The organism is Leifsonia sp. AG29, assembly GCF_009765225.1.
In the GTDB taxonomy this organism is placed as follows: domain Bacteria; phylum Actinomycetota; class Actinomycetes; order Actinomycetales; family Microbacteriaceae; genus Leifsonia.
In genome coordinates this window covers 1,417,089-1,436,750 of the sequence record NZ_VMSF01000001.1, presented here as the reverse complement: position 1 = coordinate 1,436,750, position 19,662 = coordinate 1,417,089, and the positions used below count along the sequence as shown (strand labels likewise).

At 70.6% G+C, this 19,662-nt stretch carries 19 protein-coding genes and 2 tRNA genes; 12 read left to right on the top strand and 9 right to left on the bottom strand.

The window, feature by feature from the left end; genetic code table 11:
• Positions 1-14: 14 nt before the first annotated feature.
• Positions 15-89: transfer RNA gene (locus FPT20_RS07005), tRNA-Pro, on the bottom strand.
• A 99-nt stretch (positions 90-188) separates the two neighbouring features.
• Between FPT20_RS07005 and FPT20_RS07000 the strand changes: the two genes are divergently transcribed.
• Together FPT20_RS07000 and FPT20_RS06995 are read left to right on the top strand one after the other, a co-directional pair.
• Positions 189-259: transfer RNA gene (locus FPT20_RS07000), tRNA-Gly, on the top strand.
• Positions 260-482: 223 nt separating this feature from the next.
• Positions 483-1,172 carry a hypothetical protein gene (locus FPT20_RS06995; RefSeq protein ID WP_158863873.1) on the top strand — a complete coding sequence of 230 codons (690 nt, stop codon included), beginning with the start codon at positions 483-485 and terminating at the stop codon, positions 1,170-1,172.
• A 33-nt stretch (positions 1,173-1,205) separates the two neighbouring features.
• Here the strand turns inward: FPT20_RS06995 and FPT20_RS06990 are convergent, their stop codons facing one another.
• From FPT20_RS06990 to FPT20_RS06980, 3 genes are read right to left on the bottom strand one after another with little or no spacing between them, the layout of a single operon-like run.
• Positions 1,206-2,681 carry an amidohydrolase gene (locus FPT20_RS06990; protein WP_158863871.1) on the bottom strand — a complete coding sequence of 492 codons (1,476 nt, stop codon included), beginning with the start codon at positions 2,679-2,681 and terminating at the stop codon, positions 1,206-1,208.
• A complete protein-coding gene (locus FPT20_RS06985; RefSeq protein WP_158863869.1) occupies positions 2,682-3,674 on the bottom strand; it encodes an Fpg/Nei family DNA glycosylase in 993 nt (330 codons plus the stop codon).
• The gene (locus FPT20_RS06980) at positions 3,674-4,162 is read right to left on the bottom strand and encodes a ribose-5-phosphate isomerase (protein WP_158863867.1); all 489 of its coding nucleotides are present in this window, start codon (positions 4,160-4,162) and stop codon (positions 3,674-3,676) included. The genes FPT20_RS06985 and FPT20_RS06980 overlap by 1 nt, the downstream gene beginning before the upstream one ends.
• Positions 4,163-4,260: 98 nt before the next feature.
• Here FPT20_RS06980 and pepN point away from each other — a divergent pair, with 98 nt between their 5' ends.
• The 8 genes from pepN to FPT20_RS06940 all read left to right on the top strand — a co-directional run bounded on the left by pepN (position 4,261) and on the right by FPT20_RS06940 (position 13,944).
• Complete coding sequence (gene pepN / locus FPT20_RS06975) at positions 4,261-6,816, top strand: aminopeptidase N (RefSeq protein WP_158863865.1); 2,556 nt, start codon at positions 4,261-4,263, stop codon at positions 6,814-6,816.
• Positions 6,817-6,927: 111 nt separating this feature from the next.
• On the top strand, positions 6,928-7,839 hold the full coding sequence (locus FPT20_RS06970) for an ABC transporter ATP-binding protein (protein ID WP_158863863.1): 912 nt from the start codon (positions 6,928-6,930) through the stop codon (positions 7,837-7,839).
• Positions 7,836-8,696: an ABC transporter permease subunit gene (locus tag FPT20_RS06965; protein WP_158863861.1), complete on the top strand. Its 861-nt coding sequence runs from the start codon at positions 7,836-7,838 to the stop codon at positions 8,694-8,696. The genes FPT20_RS06970 and FPT20_RS06965 overlap by 4 nt, the downstream gene beginning before the upstream one ends.
• A complete protein-coding gene (locus tag FPT20_RS06960; protein ID WP_158863859.1) occupies positions 8,693-10,012 on the top strand; it encodes a histidine kinase in 1,320 nt (439 codons plus the stop codon). Before FPT20_RS06965 ends, FPT20_RS06960 begins: the two co-directional genes overlap by 4 nt.
• Entirely contained in the window at positions 10,009-10,680 is a 672-nt protein-coding gene (locus tag FPT20_RS06955; RefSeq protein ID WP_158863857.1) for a response regulator, read from the top strand. The genes FPT20_RS06960 and FPT20_RS06955 overlap by 4 nt, the downstream gene beginning before the upstream one ends.
• A 48-nt stretch (positions 10,681-10,728) precedes the next feature.
• Positions 10,729-11,865, top strand: coding sequence for a mechanosensitive ion channel family protein (locus FPT20_RS06950; protein ID WP_233265423.1), 1,137 nt, complete (start codon positions 10,729-10,731; stop codon positions 11,863-11,865).
• Positions 11,862-12,260, top strand: a complete 399-nt coding sequence (locus tag FPT20_RS06945) for a globin (RefSeq protein WP_158863855.1) — start codon at positions 11,862-11,864, stop codon at positions 12,258-12,260. The genes FPT20_RS06950 and FPT20_RS06945 overlap by 4 nt, the downstream gene beginning before the upstream one ends.
• 34 nt (positions 12,261-12,294) lie before the next feature.
• On the top strand, positions 12,295-13,944 hold the full coding sequence (locus tag FPT20_RS06940) for an FAD-binding dehydrogenase (protein WP_158863853.1): 1,650 nt from the start codon (positions 12,295-12,297) through the stop codon (positions 13,942-13,944).
• Between the two features lie 13 nt (positions 13,945-13,957).
• Here the strand turns inward: FPT20_RS06940 and FPT20_RS06935 are convergent, their stop codons facing one another.
• Complete coding sequence (locus FPT20_RS06935; RefSeq protein WP_158863851.1) at positions 13,958-14,671, bottom strand: hypothetical protein; 714 nt, start codon at positions 14,669-14,671, stop codon at positions 13,958-13,960.
• Between the two features lie 41 nt (positions 14,672-14,712).
• Here FPT20_RS06935 and FPT20_RS06930 point away from each other — a divergent pair, with 41 nt between their 5' ends.
• Positions 14,713-15,582, top strand: coding sequence for an acyl-CoA thioesterase (locus FPT20_RS06930; protein WP_158863849.1), 870 nt, complete (start codon positions 14,713-14,715; stop codon positions 15,580-15,582).
• Between the two features lie 10 nt (positions 15,583-15,592).
• Here FPT20_RS06930 and FPT20_RS06925 read toward each other — a convergent pair whose 3' ends face one another.
• Together FPT20_RS06925 and FPT20_RS06920 are read right to left on the bottom strand one after the other, a co-directional pair.
• Positions 15,593-16,291 carry an anti-sigma factor family protein gene (locus tag FPT20_RS06925; RefSeq protein ID WP_158863847.1) on the bottom strand — a complete coding sequence of 233 codons (699 nt, stop codon included), beginning with the start codon at positions 16,289-16,291 and terminating at the stop codon, positions 15,593-15,595.
• Entirely contained in the window at positions 16,288-16,800 is a 513-nt protein-coding gene (locus FPT20_RS06920; RefSeq protein ID WP_158863845.1) for a sigma-70 family RNA polymerase sigma factor, read from the bottom strand. Before FPT20_RS06920 ends, FPT20_RS06925 begins: the two co-directional genes overlap by 4 nt.
• Before the next feature lie 146 nt (positions 16,801-16,946).
• Between FPT20_RS06920 and FPT20_RS06915 the strand changes: the two genes are divergently transcribed.
• Positions 16,947-17,393, top strand: coding sequence for a Rieske (2Fe-2S) protein (locus FPT20_RS06915; RefSeq protein ID WP_158863843.1), 447 nt, complete (start codon positions 16,947-16,949; stop codon positions 17,391-17,393).
• 10 nt (positions 17,394-17,403) lie between these two features.
• Here the strand turns inward: FPT20_RS06915 and FPT20_RS06910 are convergent, their stop codons facing one another.
• Both FPT20_RS06910 and ettA read right to left on the bottom strand, forming a co-directional pair.
• A complete protein-coding gene (locus FPT20_RS06910) occupies positions 17,404-17,880 on the bottom strand; it encodes an acyl-CoA thioesterase (RefSeq protein ID WP_158863841.1) in 477 nt (158 codons plus the stop codon).
• A gap of 5 nt (positions 17,881-17,885) precedes the next feature.
• Positions 17,886-19,568 carry an energy-dependent translational throttle protein EttA gene (gene ettA, locus FPT20_RS06905; protein ID WP_158863839.1) on the bottom strand — a complete coding sequence of 561 codons (1,683 nt, stop codon included), beginning with the start codon at positions 19,566-19,568 and terminating at the stop codon, positions 17,886-17,888.
• Between the last annotated feature and the right edge of the window lie 94 nt (positions 19,569-19,662).

The following is a 19,662-nucleotide window of genomic DNA, read 5'->3' as shown; positions in this document are numbered from 1 at the left end:
AACGGCAGTCCTCGTCGGGGCGACAGGATTCGAACCTGCGACCTCCCGCTCCCAAAGCGGGCGCTCTAGCCAAGCTGAGCTACGCCCCGGCTTGAGCGGCGCGAAAGACCAGCCGCAAGTCTAGTGCACACGGCGAGCCCGGCGCTTGTACTACGATGGTCGTCGGCCGTCGCGGAAGCGGCGGCTTCGGGGATGTAGCTCAATGGTAGAGCCTCAGTCTTCCAAACTGATTACGCGGGTTCGATTCCCGTCATCCCCTCTTCACCGCCCACCAGCGAGTCCCCCAAGAATCCGCCCGACACGCCGTTCGTCCTGCACTCTCGGGGGACTCGATGACGGGGCGGCAGCCGCCCTCCAGCGAGTCCCCTCAGAGTTCGCGCTATAGGCGGAACGCCGCACAGTGTTGGGGGACTCGATGGCGGCGGTGAGTGCGCAGCGAGCGCGGCTGGCCGCGGGAGCGGCTGGGTCGGCATAATGTGCGCATGGCCGCGGAGGTGCCTCCCGGATCGGCCGCTGGAGGCGCACCACTGACAGACGCGCAGCGTGCGCTGCGCGCCCAGATGCTCGCGACCGAGCACTGGAGCCTCCTGGCCTCGCGCACCACCACGCAGAACGAGGTCCTGGCGCGCATCGCCATCTTCCTCACGCTCGTGTCGGCAGGGCTGGTCGCGCTCGGCTTCGTCGGCCAGGCGAGCGGGTTCCGCGGATGGTTCGGTGTCGCGGCTCTCGCGGTGCTGCTGACGCTCGCCGTCCTCGGGGCGGTCACCGAGCTGCGCGTCTGGAACACGGCGACCGAGGACCTCATGTACGTCGTCGCCATGAACAGGCTCAGGGCCGGCTACCTGGCGCTCGACCCGGGCATGGCCCCGTACCTCATGGCATCGCCGCATGACGATCTGGCGGGCAGCCGGATCACCTACCACTTCTTCTTCCCCCGCGGGCCGAGCCAGGTCGCCGGCAGTTCGATGACCCTGATCGCGATCGTCGAGGGCGTCGTGCTCGGCCTGTTCGTCGGCGGCGGACTGTCGGCTCTCGGAGCGCCTGCCGTCGTGGCCGTGATCGTCGCCGTGGTGGTCTTCCTGCTCGAGATGGTGGCAGCAGTGGGGCGCGGATATGCCCTGTATCGGAGGTCGTTCCTCTCCTACGAGCCGGTCAACCCGACGGTGGAATAGCGCACCCACCGTGCGCAACAGACGGGGGCCGGCTCAGCGCAAGCGGTCGTGGGTGAACCGACCAGCCAGGATGGTGGCGGCAACCGGCATCCGGCGCAGTTCCTCCGGCCCGACGGCGAACGGGTCCGCTTCGAGGACGGCGAGGTCGGCGGGCTCGCCACTCGCGATCCGGCCGCGAGTGGAGGCGGTGAGCGCCGCCTCCACCGGGATGCACTGCTCGGGGTGCCAGGGCTCACGACCCTCCCGGGCGCGGAAGACCGCCGAAGCGATCGCCGCCCAGGGGTCGAGCGGCGCCACCGGGGCGTCGGATCCGAACGCGAGCCGGGCACCCGCCGCCAGCAGATCGGCCAGCGGGAAGGCGCGGCCGGTGAGGCCGGCCCAGAGGCGGTCGGCAGTGTCACGGTCGTCCATCGCGTGCTCCGGCTGGACGCTGGCGGTCACACCGAGCGGGGCGAAGCGTCGGACGTCGGCGGCGTCGAGCAGCTGGGCGTGCTCGATGCGCCCGTGGGCGCCCACGCGTTCGAAGGCGTCGAGCGCCCGGCGGTTGGCTTCGTCGCCGATGGCGTGGACCGCGGGCTCGAGGCCGTGCTCGACGGCGAACCGGAGGTGCTCCTCCAGCTGCTCGGGCGACAGGTTCGCGACACCGTGACCGCCGTCGGGGTATTCGTGGGAGCAGAGTGCCGTGCGCGTCCCCATCGAGCCGTCGGAGATGATCTTGAAGGGCCCCAGCGTGAGCAGGCCGCGCGTGCCGTCGATGCTCGCGCCCGTCGGGAGGCCGAGTGCAGCTGCTTGCTCCCGGTGCTCGCCGTAGAATCCTGACTCCACTCGCAGCAGCTCGAAGCCGGCCGCGAAGCGACGAGACCACGTGTCTAGATTCCAGCCGTACTCGAGATCGACGATCCCGACCACGCCATGGGATGCGGCCGCACGCGCTGCGTCCGTCGCCCACGCGTCTTGCGTGGCCTCGTCGGCTGCGCCCAGGATGCGCGTCAGCGCGAAGCTCTCGTCTTCGACGAGGAGTGCTGCGCTGGCCGCTGGGGCGAAGCACCGCATTCCGGCGGTGTTGAGCCAACTGCAGTGGAGGTCTCCGGCGATGAGCACGACCGGTCTCTCCCCAGCCGCCGCATCCAGCAGTTCCCGGGTGGGCTCGTCCGGCCAGAGCGCGTCGTGGAAGCCGAAACCGACCACCACGTCGTCGCCGGGCCGCTCCTCCACCCGCTCCCGCACGAGTCGCGCCGCGTCGGCCGCCGAGCGCGCGCCCGATACGTCGAGGCGCTGCGCGGTCTGAGCCCACTGGGTGAAGTGCACGTGATGGTCCCACAGGCCGGGCACCAGCCACCGCCCGTCGAGGACGACGGTCTCCAGCGCGCCGCCCCTTCCGGCGCCTCGCGAGTCATCCGGCGAGACGGAGGCGATCCTCCCGTCGCGGACGATGACATCGACGAGACCGCCGTCACCGCGTCGGTCGCCACCCGGGAGGCGCGCACCGCTGAGGAGCAGTGCGCCCACCTACGCCTGATCCTTCGGGCACCAGTACAGCTTGCGGCCGCCGAGCTCCTCTATGAGGATGTGCGTGCCGCAGACCCGGCACGGCAGCCCCTCCCGCTTGTACACCCAGTGACGGTCCTCGCGCTTCGCCATCGCCTTGCGGTACGACTCCTCGTCGAGGTCGTCCATCGTCATCATCTGGCCGGTCTCGACGCCGATGGCCAGGAGGTGCACCCAGTCCCGCCAGAGCTCGCGCACGGTGTCTTCGGGGACGAGCTTTCCGGGCGTGTGCGGGTTCTGGCGCGCGCGGAACAGCAGCTCGGCCCGGTAGACGTTGCCAATGCCGCTGACGACGCTCTGGTCCATCAGGAGGAGCGCGATCGGTGTGGGCTTGCGGCGCACGATCGACACGAATCGCTCCTCGGCCTCGGCGTGATCGTCCACGAGGGGGTCCGGCCCGAGCTTAGCGATCACGGCGTCGACCTCTGCGGGGTCGAGCACCTCGCAGGCGGTCGGCCCGCGCAGGTCGGCGACCGCCCGATCGGTCAGCAGGCGCACGCGGACCTGGCCGACCGGCTCGGGCGGGAAGACCGTGATCTCGGCCTCGAGCTTCTCCGACTCAGCCATCCGCAGGCGCGTGCGACGCGGCGCGCCGATCGAGTGGAGGGAGTTCTCCCCCGCCTCGTCCTCGATGCGCTCCTCCGCGGGGTCGGTGCCGCGCTGGTTCGTCTGGCCCATCCGCCCGTTCGCGCTCGCGATCGTCGGATCGACGGTGATGTCGCCGGCGAAGTCCCACGCGCCGTAGATGCCCAGGTGGACGCGCAGCCAGAGGCCGTTGTCGAACTCGAGGAACATCTGCTTGCCGACCGCCTTCGACGAGACCATCGTGCGCCCGTCGATGCGGCTCGCGTCAGCGGCGAACCGTCCCTGCGGCGAGGAGACCGCGACGGTGTGCCCGACGAAGTTGGCGGCGAACTGGCGCGCGATGCGGTGGACGGAGTGGCCCTCGGGCATCAGCGGTCCACGTTCTTGCCCGCGATGTCGCCGGTGGCCTCGAACTCGGCGAGCTGGGCGATCCGCCGGACGTGCCGCTCCTCGAGCGAGAACGGCTCGGCGATGAACAGGTCGATGAAGCGCGTCGCCTCCTCGACGGTGTGCTGGCGGGCGCCGATCGAGATCACGTTGGCGTCGTTGTGCTGACGCGCCAGCACGGCCGTGCTCTCGTTCCAGACCAGGGCGGCCCGGATGCCCATGACCTTGTTGGCGGCGATCTGCTCGCCGTTGCCGGAGCCTCCGAACACCACGCCCAGCGCCTCCACGCCGGCCTGCTGATCGCGCACGACCGCCTTGGCCGCATTGATGCAGAAGGCGGGGTAGTCGTCGATCGGGTCGTACTCCTTCGGGCCGTGATCGACGACGTCGTGACCGGCCTCGGCGAGGTGCCGCTGGAGGTGCTCGCTGAACTCGAGTCCGGCGTGGTCGGTGGCGATGTGGATGCGCATGCGCCCAGTCTAGGGAAGGCCGCCGACCCCGCGTCCGCGCGCGGATAAGGTGGATCGGTGGACACGATCCACGCCGTCCGATCCTCAAGGAGTCAGCGTTGCCCGGAGAAAACCTCACCCGCACCGAAGCCCAGGAGCGCGCCGCGCTCGTCCGCACCAGCAGCTACGACGTGGTCCTCGATCTGACCACCGGGCCCGAGACCTTCCGGAGCACCACGATGGTGCGGTTCGCCGGCGTGGAGGGTGCGTCGACGTTCATCGACGCGATCACGCGCACGGTCCACTCGGTGACGCTCAACGGCGTCGAGCTCGACCCGGCCGTCGTGAGCGACGGGGTCCGCATCCAGCTGGACGGACTTCAGGCCGAGAACGAGCTGACCGTCGTCGCCGACGCGGTCTACACGAACACCGGCGAAGGCCTCCACCGCTTCGTCGACCCGGTCGACGGCGAGGTCTACCTCTACACGCAGTTCGAGGTCCCCGATTCCCGCCGTATGTTCGCGGTCTTCGAGCAGCCCGACCTCAAGGCGAGCTTCACCTTCACGGTGACCGCACCCGAGCACTGGGTCGTCGTGAGCAACTCCCCCACCCCGGAGCCCGTCGACGCTGGCGAGGGCAAGAAGACCTGGTCCTTCGCTCCGACGCCGGTCATCTCCTCGTACATCACGGCGCTGGTCGCCGGTCCGTACGCGTCCGTCCACAGCGAGCTCACCAGCCGCGACGGACGCACGATCCCGCTCGGGATCTATGCCCGCAAGAGCCTCGCCGAGTACCTCGACGCCGACTACATCTTCGACAAGACGCGCGAGGGGTTCGCCTTCTACGAGGAGCGCTTCGACTACGCGTACCCGTTCGAGAAGTACGACCAGCTGTTCGTCCCCGAGTTCAACGCCGGCGCCATGGAGAACGCGGGTGCGGTCACCTTCACCGAGACCTACGTGTTCCGGGCCAAGGTGACCGACGCCATCAAGGAGCGCCGCGTCGTCACGATCCTCCACGAGCTCGCCCACATGTGGTTCGGCGACCTCGTCACCATGCGCTGGTGGAACGACCTCTGGCTGAACGAGTCCTTCGCCGAGTACGCCTCCACGCTCGCCACCGCGGAGGCGACCGAGTGGAGCGACGCCTGGACGACGTTCAACGCCATGGAGAAGACCTGGGCATACCGCCAGGACCAGCTGCCCTCGACCCACCCGATCGTCGCGACGATCAACGACCTGGAGGACGTCCAGGTCAACTTCGACGGCATCACCTACGCCAAGGGCGCCTCGGTGCTCAAGCAGCTCGTGGCCTGGGTCGGGCAGGACGACTTCCTCGCGGGCGTCGCGCAGTACTTCAAGAAGCACGCGCACGGGAATACCGAGCTGAAGGACCTGCTGAGCGAGCTGGAGGCGACGAGCGGCCGGGACCTGACCGACTGGTCCTCCAAGTGGCTCGAGACCGCCGGCGTGAACACGCTGCGTCCGGAGCTCGAGGTCGACGCCGACGGCACCATCACCGCTTTCTCGGTGCTGCAGTCGGCCGCGGCGGACTACCCGGTGCTCCGGCCGCACCGCCTGGCGATCGGCTTCTACGACCTCGTCGAGGGTGATGCCGGCGTCAAGCTCGTCCGCGTCGACCGCGTGGAGCTCGACGTCGACGGCGAGCGGACCGACGTGCCCGAGCTCGTCGGCAAGAAGCGGCCGGCCCTCGTCCTGCTCAACGACGACGACCTCGCGTACGCCAAGATCCGTCTCGACGACGAGTCCTTGACGGTGGCGATCGAGCACCTCTCCTCCATCGAGAGCCCCCTCGCCCGCTCCCTGGTCTGGGGCGCTGCCTGGGACGCGACACGCGACGCCGAGTCGAGCGCGAGCGACTACGTCCGGCTCGTGCTCGGCAACATCGCGCCCGAGACCGAGTCGACGACCATCCGGACCACGCTCGGCCAGCTCGTCCTGGCGGCTTCCAGCTATGTCGCCCCTGAGCGACAGGAGGAGACGGTCGAGCACGCGGCCGACGCGCTCTGGGAGCTCGCCCAGCAGGCGCAGGCCGGTAGCGACGCCCAATTCCAGTTCGTCAAGTTCTTCGCCGCCCTGGCCGGGACGGAAGGGCAGCTCGCGACCGTCGCCGCGCTCCGTGACGGCAGCCGCACCCTCGAGGGCTTGACCGTCGACACCGACCTCGGCTGGGAGCTGCTCATCGCGCTGGCGGCGGGAGGCAAGGCCGGTGACGCCGAGATCGACGCGGCCCTGGCGGAGGACAACACGGCGAACGGCGCGCAGTTCGCCGCTCAGGCCCGCGCGAGCATCCCCACGCTCGAGGGCAAGCAGGCGGCGTGGGATTCGGTGTTCGGGTCGGATGCCCTGCCGAACACGATCGTCCGGTTCACGGGGCTCGGCTTCCAGCGCGCCGCCGACAAGGAGGTGCTCTCCCGCTTCGTCCAGCCGTATTTCGACGCGCTCCAGGAGGTGTGGGTCTCCCGCACCTACAAGATCGCCGAATACCTGGTCGCGGGGATGTACCCGGCGCCGCTCGCCAACGCGGAACTGCGCGACGCCACCCGGGCGTGGCTCGACGCCAACCCCGCGCCGGCCGCGCTCCGCCGCCTGGTCGTCGAGAATCTCGCCGGCGTCGTGCGGGCTCTCGCCGCGCAGGAGCGCGACCGCGCCTGAGCGTCGTACCCACCGACGACGAGGGGCTCCGGAGACGGGGCCCCTCGTCCCGTCTCCGGGTGGTACCGCGGGGCGATGCCGCGGACGCCGTGCCGCCCCTACGCTCGAACCATGATCCAGCTCGATCACCTCACGAAGCGCTTCGGCGCGAAGACGGCCGTCGACGACGTGACCGCGACGATCCAGGCCGGGAAGGTCACCGGCTTCCTCGGCCCGAACGGTGCCGGCAAGTCGACGACCATGCGCATGATCATGGGCCTCGACCGGCCGACTCGCGGGACCGCCCTCATCGACGGGAAACGCTACGCGGAGCTCCGGTCCCCGCTCACCGAGGTCGGCGCCCTCCTCGACGCCAAGGCCGTCCACACCGGACGGACCGCTCACAACCACCTCCTCGCGATGGCGGCGACGCACGGCATCCCCAAGCGCCGCGTCGAGGAGGTGATCGGGCTCACCGGCCTCGACTCAGTCGCGAACAAGCGCGTCGGCGGCTTCTCCCTGGGCATGGGCCAGCGGCTCGGGATCGCCGCCGCGATGCTGGGCGACCCCGCCACGCTCATCCTCGACGAGCCCGTCAACGGCCTGGACCCCGAGGGGGTGCTCTGGGTCCGTCAGTTCGTCCGGCAGCTGGCGGGGCAGGGGCGCACAGTGTTCCTGTCGTCGCACCTTATGAGCGAGATGGCTCAGACGGCCGACCACATCATCGTGCTCGGTCGCGGCCGCGTGCTCGCCGACGCTCCGGTCGCCGACATCCTCGCGGGCGCCACCCGGCAGGCGGTCCGCGTCCGCACACCGCAACCGGAGGCGCTCGCCCGCGCCATCGGCGGCCCCGACGTGACGGTCACGGGCGTGGAGGCGCAGCTGCTCGAGGTCACCGGGATCAGCGCCTCCCGGATCGGAGAAGCGGCCGCCGCCAACGGGATCGTGCTGCACGAGCTCACGCCGCTGGAGGCCTCGCTCGAGGAGGCCTACCTCGAACTCACCCAGGACGACGTCGAATACCACTCGGAGGTGGCCCGATGAGCACCGCACTCGCCCAGCCCGCGCACACGGGGCACCCGCACTCGTCGCTCGGGCGTCTCACGTTCCCGCGCGTCCTGCGCTCGGAGTGGATCAAGCTGCGATCGCTGCGGTCCACGTTCTGGACGCTCCTAAGCGTGGTGGTCCTCGTGGTCGGGCTCGCGACCCTGCTCAGCTTCGCGCTGCCGAGCAAGACCTCCCTACTGACCCAGGCCGGTCCCCGCGCCGCGACCATCGACCCGTCCAACGTCGTCGCCACGGCGGCCACGTTCGGCCTCACGTTCGCCCAGCTCGTCGTCGCCGTGCTCGGGGTGCTGGTCATCAGCGGCGAGTTCTCGACCGGGATGATCCGTTCGTCGTTCGCCGCCGTTCCGCACCGGTTCCCGGTGCTCGTCGCGAAGGCGATCGTGCTCTTCGTCGTGTCCTTCCTGATCGGCCTCATCAGCATGGCGGCCTCCTGGGCGATCACCATCGGCGTCACGAGCACCAAGGGGTACGACCGCGAGCTCTTCGCCGCATCGACCCTGTGGTCGGTGCTGGGGGCAGCGGCCTATCTCGGGCTCGTCGCCGTCTTCGCCCTCGGCATCGGGACGATCATCAGGTCGAGCGCAGGCGGCATCTCCGCGGTGGTCGGAGTGCTCTTCGTGCTGCCGATCCTCTGGAGCATCCTCGTCTCCCTCCTTCCCAAGGTCACCTGGCTGGCCGACTGGCAGCACTACCTGATCAGCAACAACGGCAACGGGCTCGCAGGCCTCACCAACGGCGCACTCGAGCCCTGGCAGAACGTGCTTTCGGTGTGCGTCTGGACCGCGGTCGCCTTCGCCGTCGGCGCCGTCCTGCTCCAGCGACGGGACGCGTGAGCGCTCCTCCCGTGCAGCCCGCCCCGGACGGCCTGGAGCTCCCCAGGCCGCCCGGGGCGATCCGGCGTCAGCTGAACGCCCACCCGCTGATCGCCGACACGGCACTCGCGGTCATCTACCTCGTGCCGGCGCTCGCGCGGGGCATCGTCGACATGATCGCCGCGCCGAACCCGTTCGTCGCCCTCCATCTCATGCTCGCGGCCGCCACGGGAGGCGCGGTCTTCGTCCGTCGCCAGAACCCGCGCGCGCTGTTCGCGCTGTCGTCGATCCTCCTCGCCGTGAGCGTCTTCGGGCGCGATGTCGACTTCGTGCCGACCCTCATCGCGCTGTACGCCCTCGCGGTCTACCGATCGGTCCGGTCCGCGTGGATCGGCTTCGGGATCACGTCGGCGATCACGTGCACCACGCTGGCGCTCGAGGCCATCCTCGTCAGGACGCGCATCTTCACCCCGCTCGAGACCGATGCCGTCGCCGCCGGCTTCGCCACGCTCGCCTTCAGCGTCGTGGCGGTCCTGATCGGGAGCAACGCCGGCAACCGCCGACGCTATCTCGCCGCCCTGATCGACCGCGCGCGGCAACTGGCCCGCGAACGCGACCAGCAGGCCGAGATCGCCGCCGCGGCCGAGCGCAGCCGCATCGCCCGCGAGATGCACGACATCGTGTCGCACAGCCTCACCGTCATGATCACACTTGCCGACGGCTCGGCCAGAACCGCCGCCACGAGTCCGGAGCGCTCGGCGGAGGCGATGCGTCTGGTCGCCGAGACCGGCCGCGGTGCCCTCGCCGACATGCGACGCCTGCTCGGGGTGCTGCGGTCCGACGACGCACCGGAACCGACCTCGTCCGCGCGGGAGCCCCAACCCGGTCTCTCCGAGCTGGGCGAGCTCGTCGAGACGTTCCGTGCAGCCGGGTTGCCGGTGCGCGTCACCGTCTCGGGCGCACCTCCCGCCGACGTCGGCCAGCAGCTGACCGTCTTCCGCGTCGTGCAGGAGGGACTGACCAACGCGCTGCGCTACGCGTCCGCGGCCACCGTGGTCCGCACGACCATCGTCTTCCGGCCCGAGACCGTGGTCATCACGATCGACGACGACGCGACCGTGCACGACGCCGCCGTCCACGGCTCGGGACGCGGCCTGCTCGGGCTGCGCGAGCGCGTCTCCCTGTACGGGGGCACCCTGGAGGCGGGACCGCGCCCCGGCGGCGGCTGGCGGCTCCGCGCCGCCTTCGCCCCGGTCACCGCACCTTCCCCGGCCGCGTCTCCGCCGGCCCCTGCCGAACGTCTCGCATCGACCGACACCGCCCCGGAGGCCCCATGACCGACGCCCCGCTCCGCATCCTCCTGGTGGACGACCAGCAGCTCGTCCGCCTCGGCTTCCGGATGGTGCTCGAGGCCGAGCCGGACCTCCACGTGGTGGGAGAGGCCGCCGACGGACGGGAGGCGATCCGCCTGGTGGCCGAGACGCGCCCGGACGTCATCCTGATGGACGTCCGGATGCCCTCCATGGACGGCATCGAGGCGACGCGGCGGATCGTGGAGGAGCGACCCGGCGCGCGGATCATCATCCTCACCACGTTCGACCTCGATGAGTACGCGTTCGGCGGCCTCCGCGCGGGCGCGAGCGGGTTCCTCCTGAAGGATGTCCGGCCGGAGGAGCTGATCGCCGCGGTGCGCTCGGTGGCAGCGGGCGACGCCGCGGTGTCGGGCCGCGTGACCCGCGCGATGCTGGAGCTGTTCGCCGACCGGCTCCCCACGAGCGGACCCGACGGCGGCCGCGCGGATCCGATCGCCGCCCTCACCCCGCGCGAGCGCGAGATCCTGCTCGCGATCGGGGAGGGCCTGACGAACGGCGAGATCGGCGCGCGGTTCTACCTCACCGAATCCACCGTCAAGACGCACGTCGGCCGCGTGCTGTCGAAGCTCCAGCTCCGCGACCGGGTTCAGGCCGTCATCTTCGCGTACGAGCACGGCCTGGTCGAGCGCTGAGCCGATCCAGCCCGCGCCAAGCAGCGCCTCGCTAGGCTCGTGGGCGGTATGGGCATCTTCTCTGTGAACATGTGGCTCAAGACGGACTTCTGGACGAACCTGGGCTCCTGGGCCGTCGACGGCGCGTGGAAACTCCTCGGTGTGGTCTGCATCGTCGGGGGCGCGTTCCTCATCGCCTGGATCATGCGCGTCGTGATCAAGCATGTGGTCGCGCAGATCGTCAGCGGCGTGAAGAAGGGGCAGAACGTCAGCGACACGCAGGCGCTCGTCGCCTCGCCGCTCGCCGCGGTCCGGGTCGTCCAGCGCACGCGAACACTCGGTTCCGTGCTCCAGAACATCGTGAACGTGGCCGTAGGCGTCGTCGCCATCGTGTGGATCTTCAACGTCATCGCACCCGGGGCGGCAACATCGCTGGCGCTGCTCACCGCGGCGATCGGTGCGGGTCTCGGTTTCGGTGCCCAGAACATCGTCCGCGACGTCCTCAACGGTCTCTTCATGGTGATGGAGGATCAGCTCGGCGTCGGCGACGTGGTGGACGTCGGCCCGGCGACGGGCGTCGTGGAGGCGGTCGGCATCCGGATCACCCAGGTGCGCGACGTCAACGGCACGCTCTGGTTCGTCCGCAACGGCGAGATCCTCCGCGTGGGCAACATGTCCCAGGGCTGGGCCAGGGTGGTGATCGACCTCGCCGTGCCGTACGACACCGACATCGAGGCCGTCCAGAAGACGATGCTCGACACCGCGACGGCGATGGCGACGAGCACGAGGTGGCGGTCGCGCATCCTCGACAAGCCGGAGCTGTGGGGCCTGGAGTCGATCTCGGACGACGCGGTCGTGATCCGCATCGTGATCAAGACGCGGACCACGGCGAAGGACGACGTGTCGCGCGAACTGCGCGCGCGGCTCAAGGCGGCGCTCGACGAACTGGGCGTGAAGCTCCCTTCGCTGTCCTCCGTCGTGCTGAGCGGCTTCGACAGCGCCGCTTCCGTCGCCGGCGCGAAGCCGCCGCGAACCCGCCCGACCCCGACCATCACGACCGAGCCGCCCGCGCGAGGCCGCAAGGCCCGGGTCGCCTTACGGCGAGGATCGGCCAAGCAGTCGCCCCCGGATCCGGGCGCCATCCGCATCCAGCCGGCGACGGACACGGCACAGGAGCAGCGCGCCGAAGGCGAGGCGGACAAGTGACGATCCCGGTCGGCCCCCAGCCCTCGTTCTACGACCAGGTCGGCGGGCACGCCACGTTCGTGAGGCTGGTCGACGCCTTCTACCGCGGCGTAGCCGAGGACCCGGTCCTCCGCCCGATGTACCCGGAGGAGGACCTCGGCCCTGCCGCCGAGCGACTGACGCTGTTCCTCGAGCAGTACTGGGGCGGCCCGACGACGTACAGCGAGCAGCGCGGACACCCCCGGTTGCGCATGCGGCACAATCCGTTCAAGGTGAACCCCGAGGCGCGCGACCGCTGGCTCGGCCACATGCGCGACGCGGTGGACGAGCTCGCGCTGCCGCCCCTCCAGGAGGAGCTGCTCTGGAGCTATCTGGAGCGCGCCGCTTTCGCTATGGTCAACACGTTCGAGGAGTAGCGCTCCCGCCGTCCACGTGCCGAAGGAGACACGGATGACCCAGGAATCCGACGCGATCATCGTCGGCGCCGGCCTCGCCGGGCTCGTCGCCGCCTCCGAGCTCCTCGACGCGGGGAAGCGCGTCACGATCGTCGAGCAGGAACCGGCGGCCTCCCTCGGCGGTCAGGCGTGGTGGTCCTTCGGCGGGCTCTTCCTGGTGGACTCGCCGGAGCAGCGCCGCCTGGGAGTGCACGACTCGCTCGAACTCGCGCGGCAGGACTGGTTCGGCAGCGCGGGGTTCGATCGCCCCGAGGACCACTGGCCGCGCCGGTGGGCGGAGGCGTACCTCCAGTTCGCTGCCGGCGAGAAGCGCTCGTGGCTGCGCCAGAAGGGCATCGGGTTCTTCCCCGTCGTCGGCTGGGCCGAGCGGGGCTCCGGGATGGCGGGAGGCCACGGCAACTCGGTGCCGCGGTTCCACATCGTGTGGGGCACCGGACCGGGCGTGCTGCAGCCGTTCGTCACCCGGGTCCAGCAGGGCCTGGCCACAGGCCGGGCGACGATCCTCCACCGCCGCAGGGTCGACGGCCTGATCGTCGAGTCGGGAGCGGTCGTAGGAGTCCGCGGCAGCATCCTCGCCCCGGACTCCGCCGAGCGGGGTGCGCCGAGCAACCGAGACGTCGCGGGCGAGTTCGAGCTGCGCGCGAGCGCTGTGGTGGTCGCCTCTGGAGGGATCGGGGGCAACCACGATCTCGTGCGGGCGGCTTGGCCGCCGCGCCTCGGGACCCCGCCGGAGCACATGCTGTCCGGCGTGCCCGCACACGTCGACGGGCGCATGCTGAGCATCGCCGAGAAGGCGGGAGCGCGCCTCATCAACGGCGACCGGATGTGGCACTACACGGAGGGCATCGAGAACTGGGACCCGGTGTGGCCGGCGCACGGGATCCGCATCCTGCCCGGACCGTCGTCGTTGTGGCTCGACGCTCGCGGTGACCGCCTGCCGGTGCCGCTCTTCCCGGGCTTCGACACGCTCGGGACGCTCGAGCACCTGCGTCGCACCGGCTCCGACTACAGCTGGTTCATCCTCACGCAGAAGATCATCGAGAAGGAGTTCGCGCTCTCGGGCAGCGAGCAGAATCCGGATCTGACCGGCAAGGACGTCGGGTTGCTCGCCCAGCGCGTCGGCTCGGGCGCGCCGGCCCCCGTGGAGGCGTTCAAGCAGAAGGGAGCGGACTTCGTCATCGCTTCCACCCTCGACGACCTGCTGGCCGGCATGCAGCGCCTCGCCGAGACGCCGCTGGACACCGACCTCGTGCGGAAGCACGTGCACGAGCGCGACCGTGAGCTCGCGAACGACTTCGGCAAGGATCTCCAGCTGGCGGCGATTCGCGCCGCGCGGCGGTACCGCGGCGACCGGCTCATCCGCGTCGCAGCCCCTCACCGCCTGCTCGACCCGGCGGCGGGACCGCTCATCGCCGTCAAGCTGCACATCCTCACGCGCAAGAGCCTCGGCGGCATCGAGACCGACCTCGAGGGACGGGTCCTCGCGGCCGACGGCGCGCCCGTGCCCGGGCTCTACGCCGCGGGCGAGGCCAGCGGGTTCGGCGGAGGCGGCGTCCACGGCTATCGGGCGCTCGAGGGGACTTTCCTCGGCGGGTGCCTGTTCTCCGGGCGCGAGGCGGGTCGCGCCATCATCCGGGCGCTCTGAGGCGCGGCCGGGGTCAGGGACGAAGCGTCCAGGCCTGCCGGCGGACCAGCGTGTGCCCCCGTCGCGTCGTCAAGCGCGTCCACGGGCCGGTCTCGAGAATGGACACCGGTTCGTCCGGAGCCAGGAAACCCAGGCTCTCGGCGGCGAAGGCCGCGCCGGCCGGGACGTACTCGAGGCCCTCGATCGGACGGCTCCACACCTCGGCGCGCACCCGCTGCACCAGCTGCTCTCCCGTTCCGGTCGGGACCGCCTCCGCGACCTCGGCGATGCCCGTCCGTGCGGTCGCCTCGAGCGGCCCTACGGCGATCTCGCCGACCTGCCGCCAGCCCCCGCGCGGCGGTGAGATTCCCGCCCAGGTGACGGTGGACACCTCGAGCGGCAGGCGGATGCCGATGGGTGCCGGCGCGGCCACCCCGTCGGCCGCCGGGGTCTCGGCGGCCGCGGCGTCAGCGGCCTCCCGGGCCCGGGCGAGCCGATCGAGGAGCGAGCGGATCGGCACCACCGAGTCGAACGTCGCAGACCGGTCCGTCGCGAAGGTGCGCAGACCCAGCACGGTGGGCGTCCGGTCGAGCAGCCCGCGCGGATACAGGATCGCGGTGTACACGGCGAGGACCCCGGAGCCCGCGATCAGGCGCACGGAACCCTCCTCGACACGCGCCGCCCGCGACAGGTAGGTCTGCAGGTCGGCGACGGCGAGGCTGTCCACGAGAGAAAACGACTGGCTCATCCGCTGTCTAAACTACCAACATCGACACGCCTGGAGGCACCGTGACCGACCCCCTCAGCTCCCTGCTCACCGCGCTCGACCTCGCCGACACCGGAGCCCGCACCGAGGAGGACATCTTCACCGGCCCCTCCCAGTGGATGCCGCTGGGCCGCGTGTTCGGCGGGCAGGTGCTCGCGCAGTCGATCGTCGCCGCCTCCCGCACCGTCGGAGACGACCGCCCGATCCACTCGATGCACGGGTACTTCCTTCGCCCGGGCGACGTGGAGTACCCGATCACGTTCGCCGTCGACCGCATCCACGACGGCCGCTCGTTCTCCACGCGCCGCACCCAGGCGTACCAGAACGGGGTGCCGATCCTGTCGATGATCGCCTCGTTCCAGACCGTCGACGCCGGCGTCGAGCACCAGGCGACGATGCCGGAGGGGATCCCCGAGCCCGAGACCCTGCCGTCGACCGCCTCCACCCTCGAGGATGTGCAGCACCCGGTGGCGCAGTACTGGGCCAGCCAGCGCCCCTTCGACATGCGTCACGTCGAGTCGCCGATCTACCTGTCCGTCGACGGCGAGCACGTCGCCCACCAGGCCGTGTGGCTGCGGACCGTCGGCGACATGCCCGCGGACCCGGCCCTCCACCGCGCCGCCCTGGCCTACGCGAGCGACTACACGATCATGGAGTCGGTGCTCCGGCGTCACGGTGTCGCGTGGGCGACGCCGGGCCTCAAGGCCGCCAGCCTCGACCACGCGATGTGGTGGCACCGCCCGGCCCGGGTCGACGAGTGGCTGCTCTACGTCCAGGAATCGCCGAGCGCGAGCGGCGGCCGCGGGCTCGCTCTCGGGCGGATCTTCTCCCGCGACGGCGTCCTCGTCGCCAGCGTGGCTCAGGAGGCGACGGTGCGGGTCCCTCGCGCCTGAGCCTCCGCGCTCAACCCGGGAACGTGCTCTTCAGGAGCACCGTGCCGTCGCCGGCGCTCCTGATGTCGATGCTCGCGATGTCGGAGACCGGGACGCTCGTGGTGGCGATCGGCCGTACGGTGCTGCCCTCGTCGGCGGTCCAGGTGGAGAGCTGCGTCTGTCTGCCCTGCCGATCGGTGACCACCATGGCGTAGGTCCAGCTCTTCCCGTGATCCGCCCCTCCGACGGTGGCGTAGCTGCAGCTCGAGTCGATGCGGGTCCCCCACGGCTCGGGTGTGAGCCGGAGGTCCGCGCTCAGTGCACTGGGCTCCACCTGGCGCATGCTGATCGCCGAGGCCGTGCCCGCGGGAGGCGGCACCACGCTCGGCAGGACGAACGTCGCGACGAGCACGAGCACGGCCGCCGCTGCCGCCGCGAGACCGGCCGTGAGCCACCGGGTCCTCTCCCGCCGCCGACGGGCGCGATCGAGGAGCGCGGGAAGCACCTCCGGGGACACTCCCGCTTCGGTGGGCGCTTCCGCCTCGAGTGCGGCGAACGCCTGCTCGCGGGGCACCCGCCCGAGCAGTCCCGGCATTCCGGCCAGCTCGGCGACCGAACGGGCGCAGTGGTCGCAGACGCGCAGGTGCTCCTCGAAGCGGTGACGCTCGCCCGGTGCGAGGGAGCCCAGGACGTATGCGGCATCCCAGTCGGCGAACTCGTCGTACGTCATCGCCCGGTCACCCCCTTCTCCTGAAGCGCCAGGCGCAGGGCGCGCAGACCGTAGTGGAGGCGCGACTTCACGGTACCCTCCGGTACGTCGAGTTCGCGGGCGATCTCCGCCACCGTGCGTCCGCCGTAATAGGCATGCACGATCACCGCGCGGTGGTCGGCGGAGAGCTCGGCCAGGGCGTCCGCCACGAGCCAGGCGTCGAGGACCTCGTCCGACTCGTCCCGAGCCGCGGGGCGGTCCGGGACGACACCCGTGCCGTACTCGTGCTGGCTCCGTGCACTGCGCGTGTCGTCGATGACGATGTTGCGCGCGACCGTGAACAGCCAGGCACGCGCTGATCGCCCGCTCTGGTCGAGAACGGCCGGGCGACGCCACGCCCGCAGGAGGGTCTCCTGCACCACATCGTCCGCCATCGCGCGGTCGCCGGTGAGGTGGACCACGTAACGCCACAGGGCTTGCGCGTGCTGGTCGTGCAGCTCCCGCAGCAGGCGTGCATCCTCATCCGGCATGATCACCTCCATCCATGACACGAGGCGGAGGGGCGCGCGGTTCACTGCGGCGCTCCCGGCGCCCGGTCCCCTTCCGGTGAACCTCTCAGCCCGTTGCCACGTGGGGACGATAGAGAGAGTAGCGACGCCCAGCGAGAGGAACCAGCATGACCGAGAACTCCCCCGTCACCCGCCGAGCTCTTGTCACGATCGGCGCGGCGTCCGCGGTCGGCGGCGGCGTCCTCCTCCTGTCGGCTTGTACACCGGCGGGCGGGATGTCGGACGGGTCGGGGTCGCAGGGCGGCGCATCCGGCGGCGGAGGCAGCACGACCGTGTCGCTGGCGTCGATCCCGGTCGGAGGCGCGGTGGCGGCGGCGCTCGGCTCGACCCCGATCGTGGTCGCTCAACCCTCGGCCGGGACGGTGGTCGCGTTCAGTGCGGTGTGCACACACGCGGGCTGCACGGTCGCGCCGCAGGGCAAGGAGTTCGACTGCCCCTGCCACGGGTCGCGCTTCGACGCGAAGACGGGCGAGCCGATCCAGGGACCGGCCCGCGATCCGCTGCCGAAGCTGACGGCCTCGGTGTCGGGCGACACCGTGACCGTCAGCCCGTAGCCGCGCCGGCTCAGTCCCGCTTGGCGAACCGGACGGGCTCGTCGAGGTACGGGGTCCAGGCGGACCGTTCGCGCTCGTTGATCCGCCGGGGGCGCTCGGTGGAGGCGTCGACGAGGACGATCGTGGTCGCCGCTCGCGAATACAGGGTGGCCGGCTCGACGCCTTCCGGACTCCACACCTCGTAGCAGACCTCGAGACTCGCCCCGCCCAGCCGGCCGAGCCAGAGCTGGACGTCGAGCGGCTGCCGCAGATACGGGATGGGTGCCAGGTACTCGATCTCCTGGCGCGCGATGAGTGTGAGCGTGTCGGCGCCCGGGCGCCCGTCGAGGACGGCGGTGGAGCCGCCCACCGCCTCCTCGGCGTCGTCGGTGATCCAGAACGCCTCGATGCGCGCCTCCTCGAGGAGGCGCAGCATCGCCGCGTTGTTCACGTGGCCGTAGGCGTCGAGGTCGCTCCATCGGAGCCGGAACGGGACGTGGAGTCTCATGCTGCCTAGTCGCGCGTGAGCTTGCGGTAGGCGGAGCGGTGGGGCTTCGCCGCGTCCGGACCGAGGCGCTGGATCTTGTTCTCCTCGTATGCCTCGAAGTTGCCCTCGAACCAGTACCAGTCGGCCGGGCTCTCCTCGGTGCCCTCGTAGGCGAGGATGTGAGTCGCGATCCGGTCGAGGAACCACCGGTCGTGGGTGATCACCACGGCGCAGCCGGGGAACTCGAGCAGGGCGTTCTCGAGGCTGGACAGGGTCTCGACGTCGAGGTCGTTGGTCGGCTCGTCGAGCAGCAGCAGGTTGCCGCCCTGCTTGAGCGTCAGCGCCAGGTTGAGACGGTTCCGCTCGCCGCCCGACAGCACGCCGGACTTCTTCTGCTGGTCCGGGCCCTTGAACCCGAAAGTGGAGACGTAGGCCCGCGAGGGGACCTCCGTCTTGCCGACCTGGATGTAGTCGAGCCCGTCCGAGACGACCTCCCAGACGTTCTTGTTGGGGTCGATGCCGCCGCGCGTCTGGTCGACGTACGAGATCTGCACCGTCTCGCCGACCTTGAGGTCGCCGTCGTCGAGCGGCTCGAGGCCGACGATCGTCTTGAAGAGCGTCGTCTTGCCGACGCCGTTCGGGCCGATCACGCCGACGATGCCGTTGCGCGGGAGCGTGAAGGTCAGCCCGTCGATGAGCTTGCGCTCGCCGAACCCCTTCTCGAGGTTCTTCGCATCGATCACGACCTGGCCGAGGCGCGGCCCCGGCGGGATCTGGATCTCCTCGAAGTCGAGCTTCCTGGTGCGCTCCGCCTCGGCCGCCATCTCCTCGTACCGCGCGAGGCGCGCCTTCGACTTGGCCTGGCGGCCCTTGGCGTTGCTGCGCACCCAGTCGAGCTCCTCCGAGAGGCGCTTGGCCAGCTTCGCGTCCTTCTTGCCCTGGATCTCGAGGCGCTCGCGCTTCTTCTCGAGATAGGTCGAGTAGTTGCCCTCGTACGGGTAAAGGTGACCGCGGTCGACCTCGGCGATCCACTCGGCGACGTGGTCGAGGAAGTACCGGTCGTGGGTGACGGCCAGGACGGCACCGTGGTACTTCGCCAGGTGCTGCTCCAGCCAGAGGACGCTCTCGGCGTCGAGGTGGTTGGTGGGCTCGTCGAGGAGCAGCAGATCCGGCTTCTGGAGCAGGAGGCGGCAGAGCGCCACGCGGCGCTTCTCACCACCCGAGAGCGTGTTGACCGGCCAGTCGCCCGGCGGGCAGCGGAGAGCGTCCATCGCCTGTTCCAGCTGGGAGTCGAGGTCCCACGCGTCGGCGGCGTCGATCTGCTCCTGGAGGGTGCCCATCTCGGCCAGCAGAGTGTCGAAGTCCGCGTCCGGGTCGGCGAGCAGTCCCGAGATCTCGTTGAAGCGGTCGACCTTGTCCTTGATCTCGCCGACGCCCTCCTGGACGTTCTCGAGCACGGTCTTGTTCTCGTCGAGCTCGGGCTCCTGCATGAGGATGCCGACGGTGTATCCCGGGGTCAGCTTCGCCTCGCCGTTCGACGGCGTGTCGAGCCCGGCCATGATCTTCAGGATGGTCGACTTGCCGGCGCCGTTGGGACCGACGACGCCGATCTTGGCCCCCGGCAGGAACGCCATCGTGACGTCGTCGAGGATCACCTTGTCGCCGACCGCCTTGCGGGCGCGCACCATCGAGTAAATGTATTCGGCCACTCTTCTTCTCAGACTCCCTGTTTCGTCGGCTTAAGCCGTGTACGAGGATACCGGCTCGGCCTCCGCGCCCGCTCCGGAGGCGACGACCGGGATT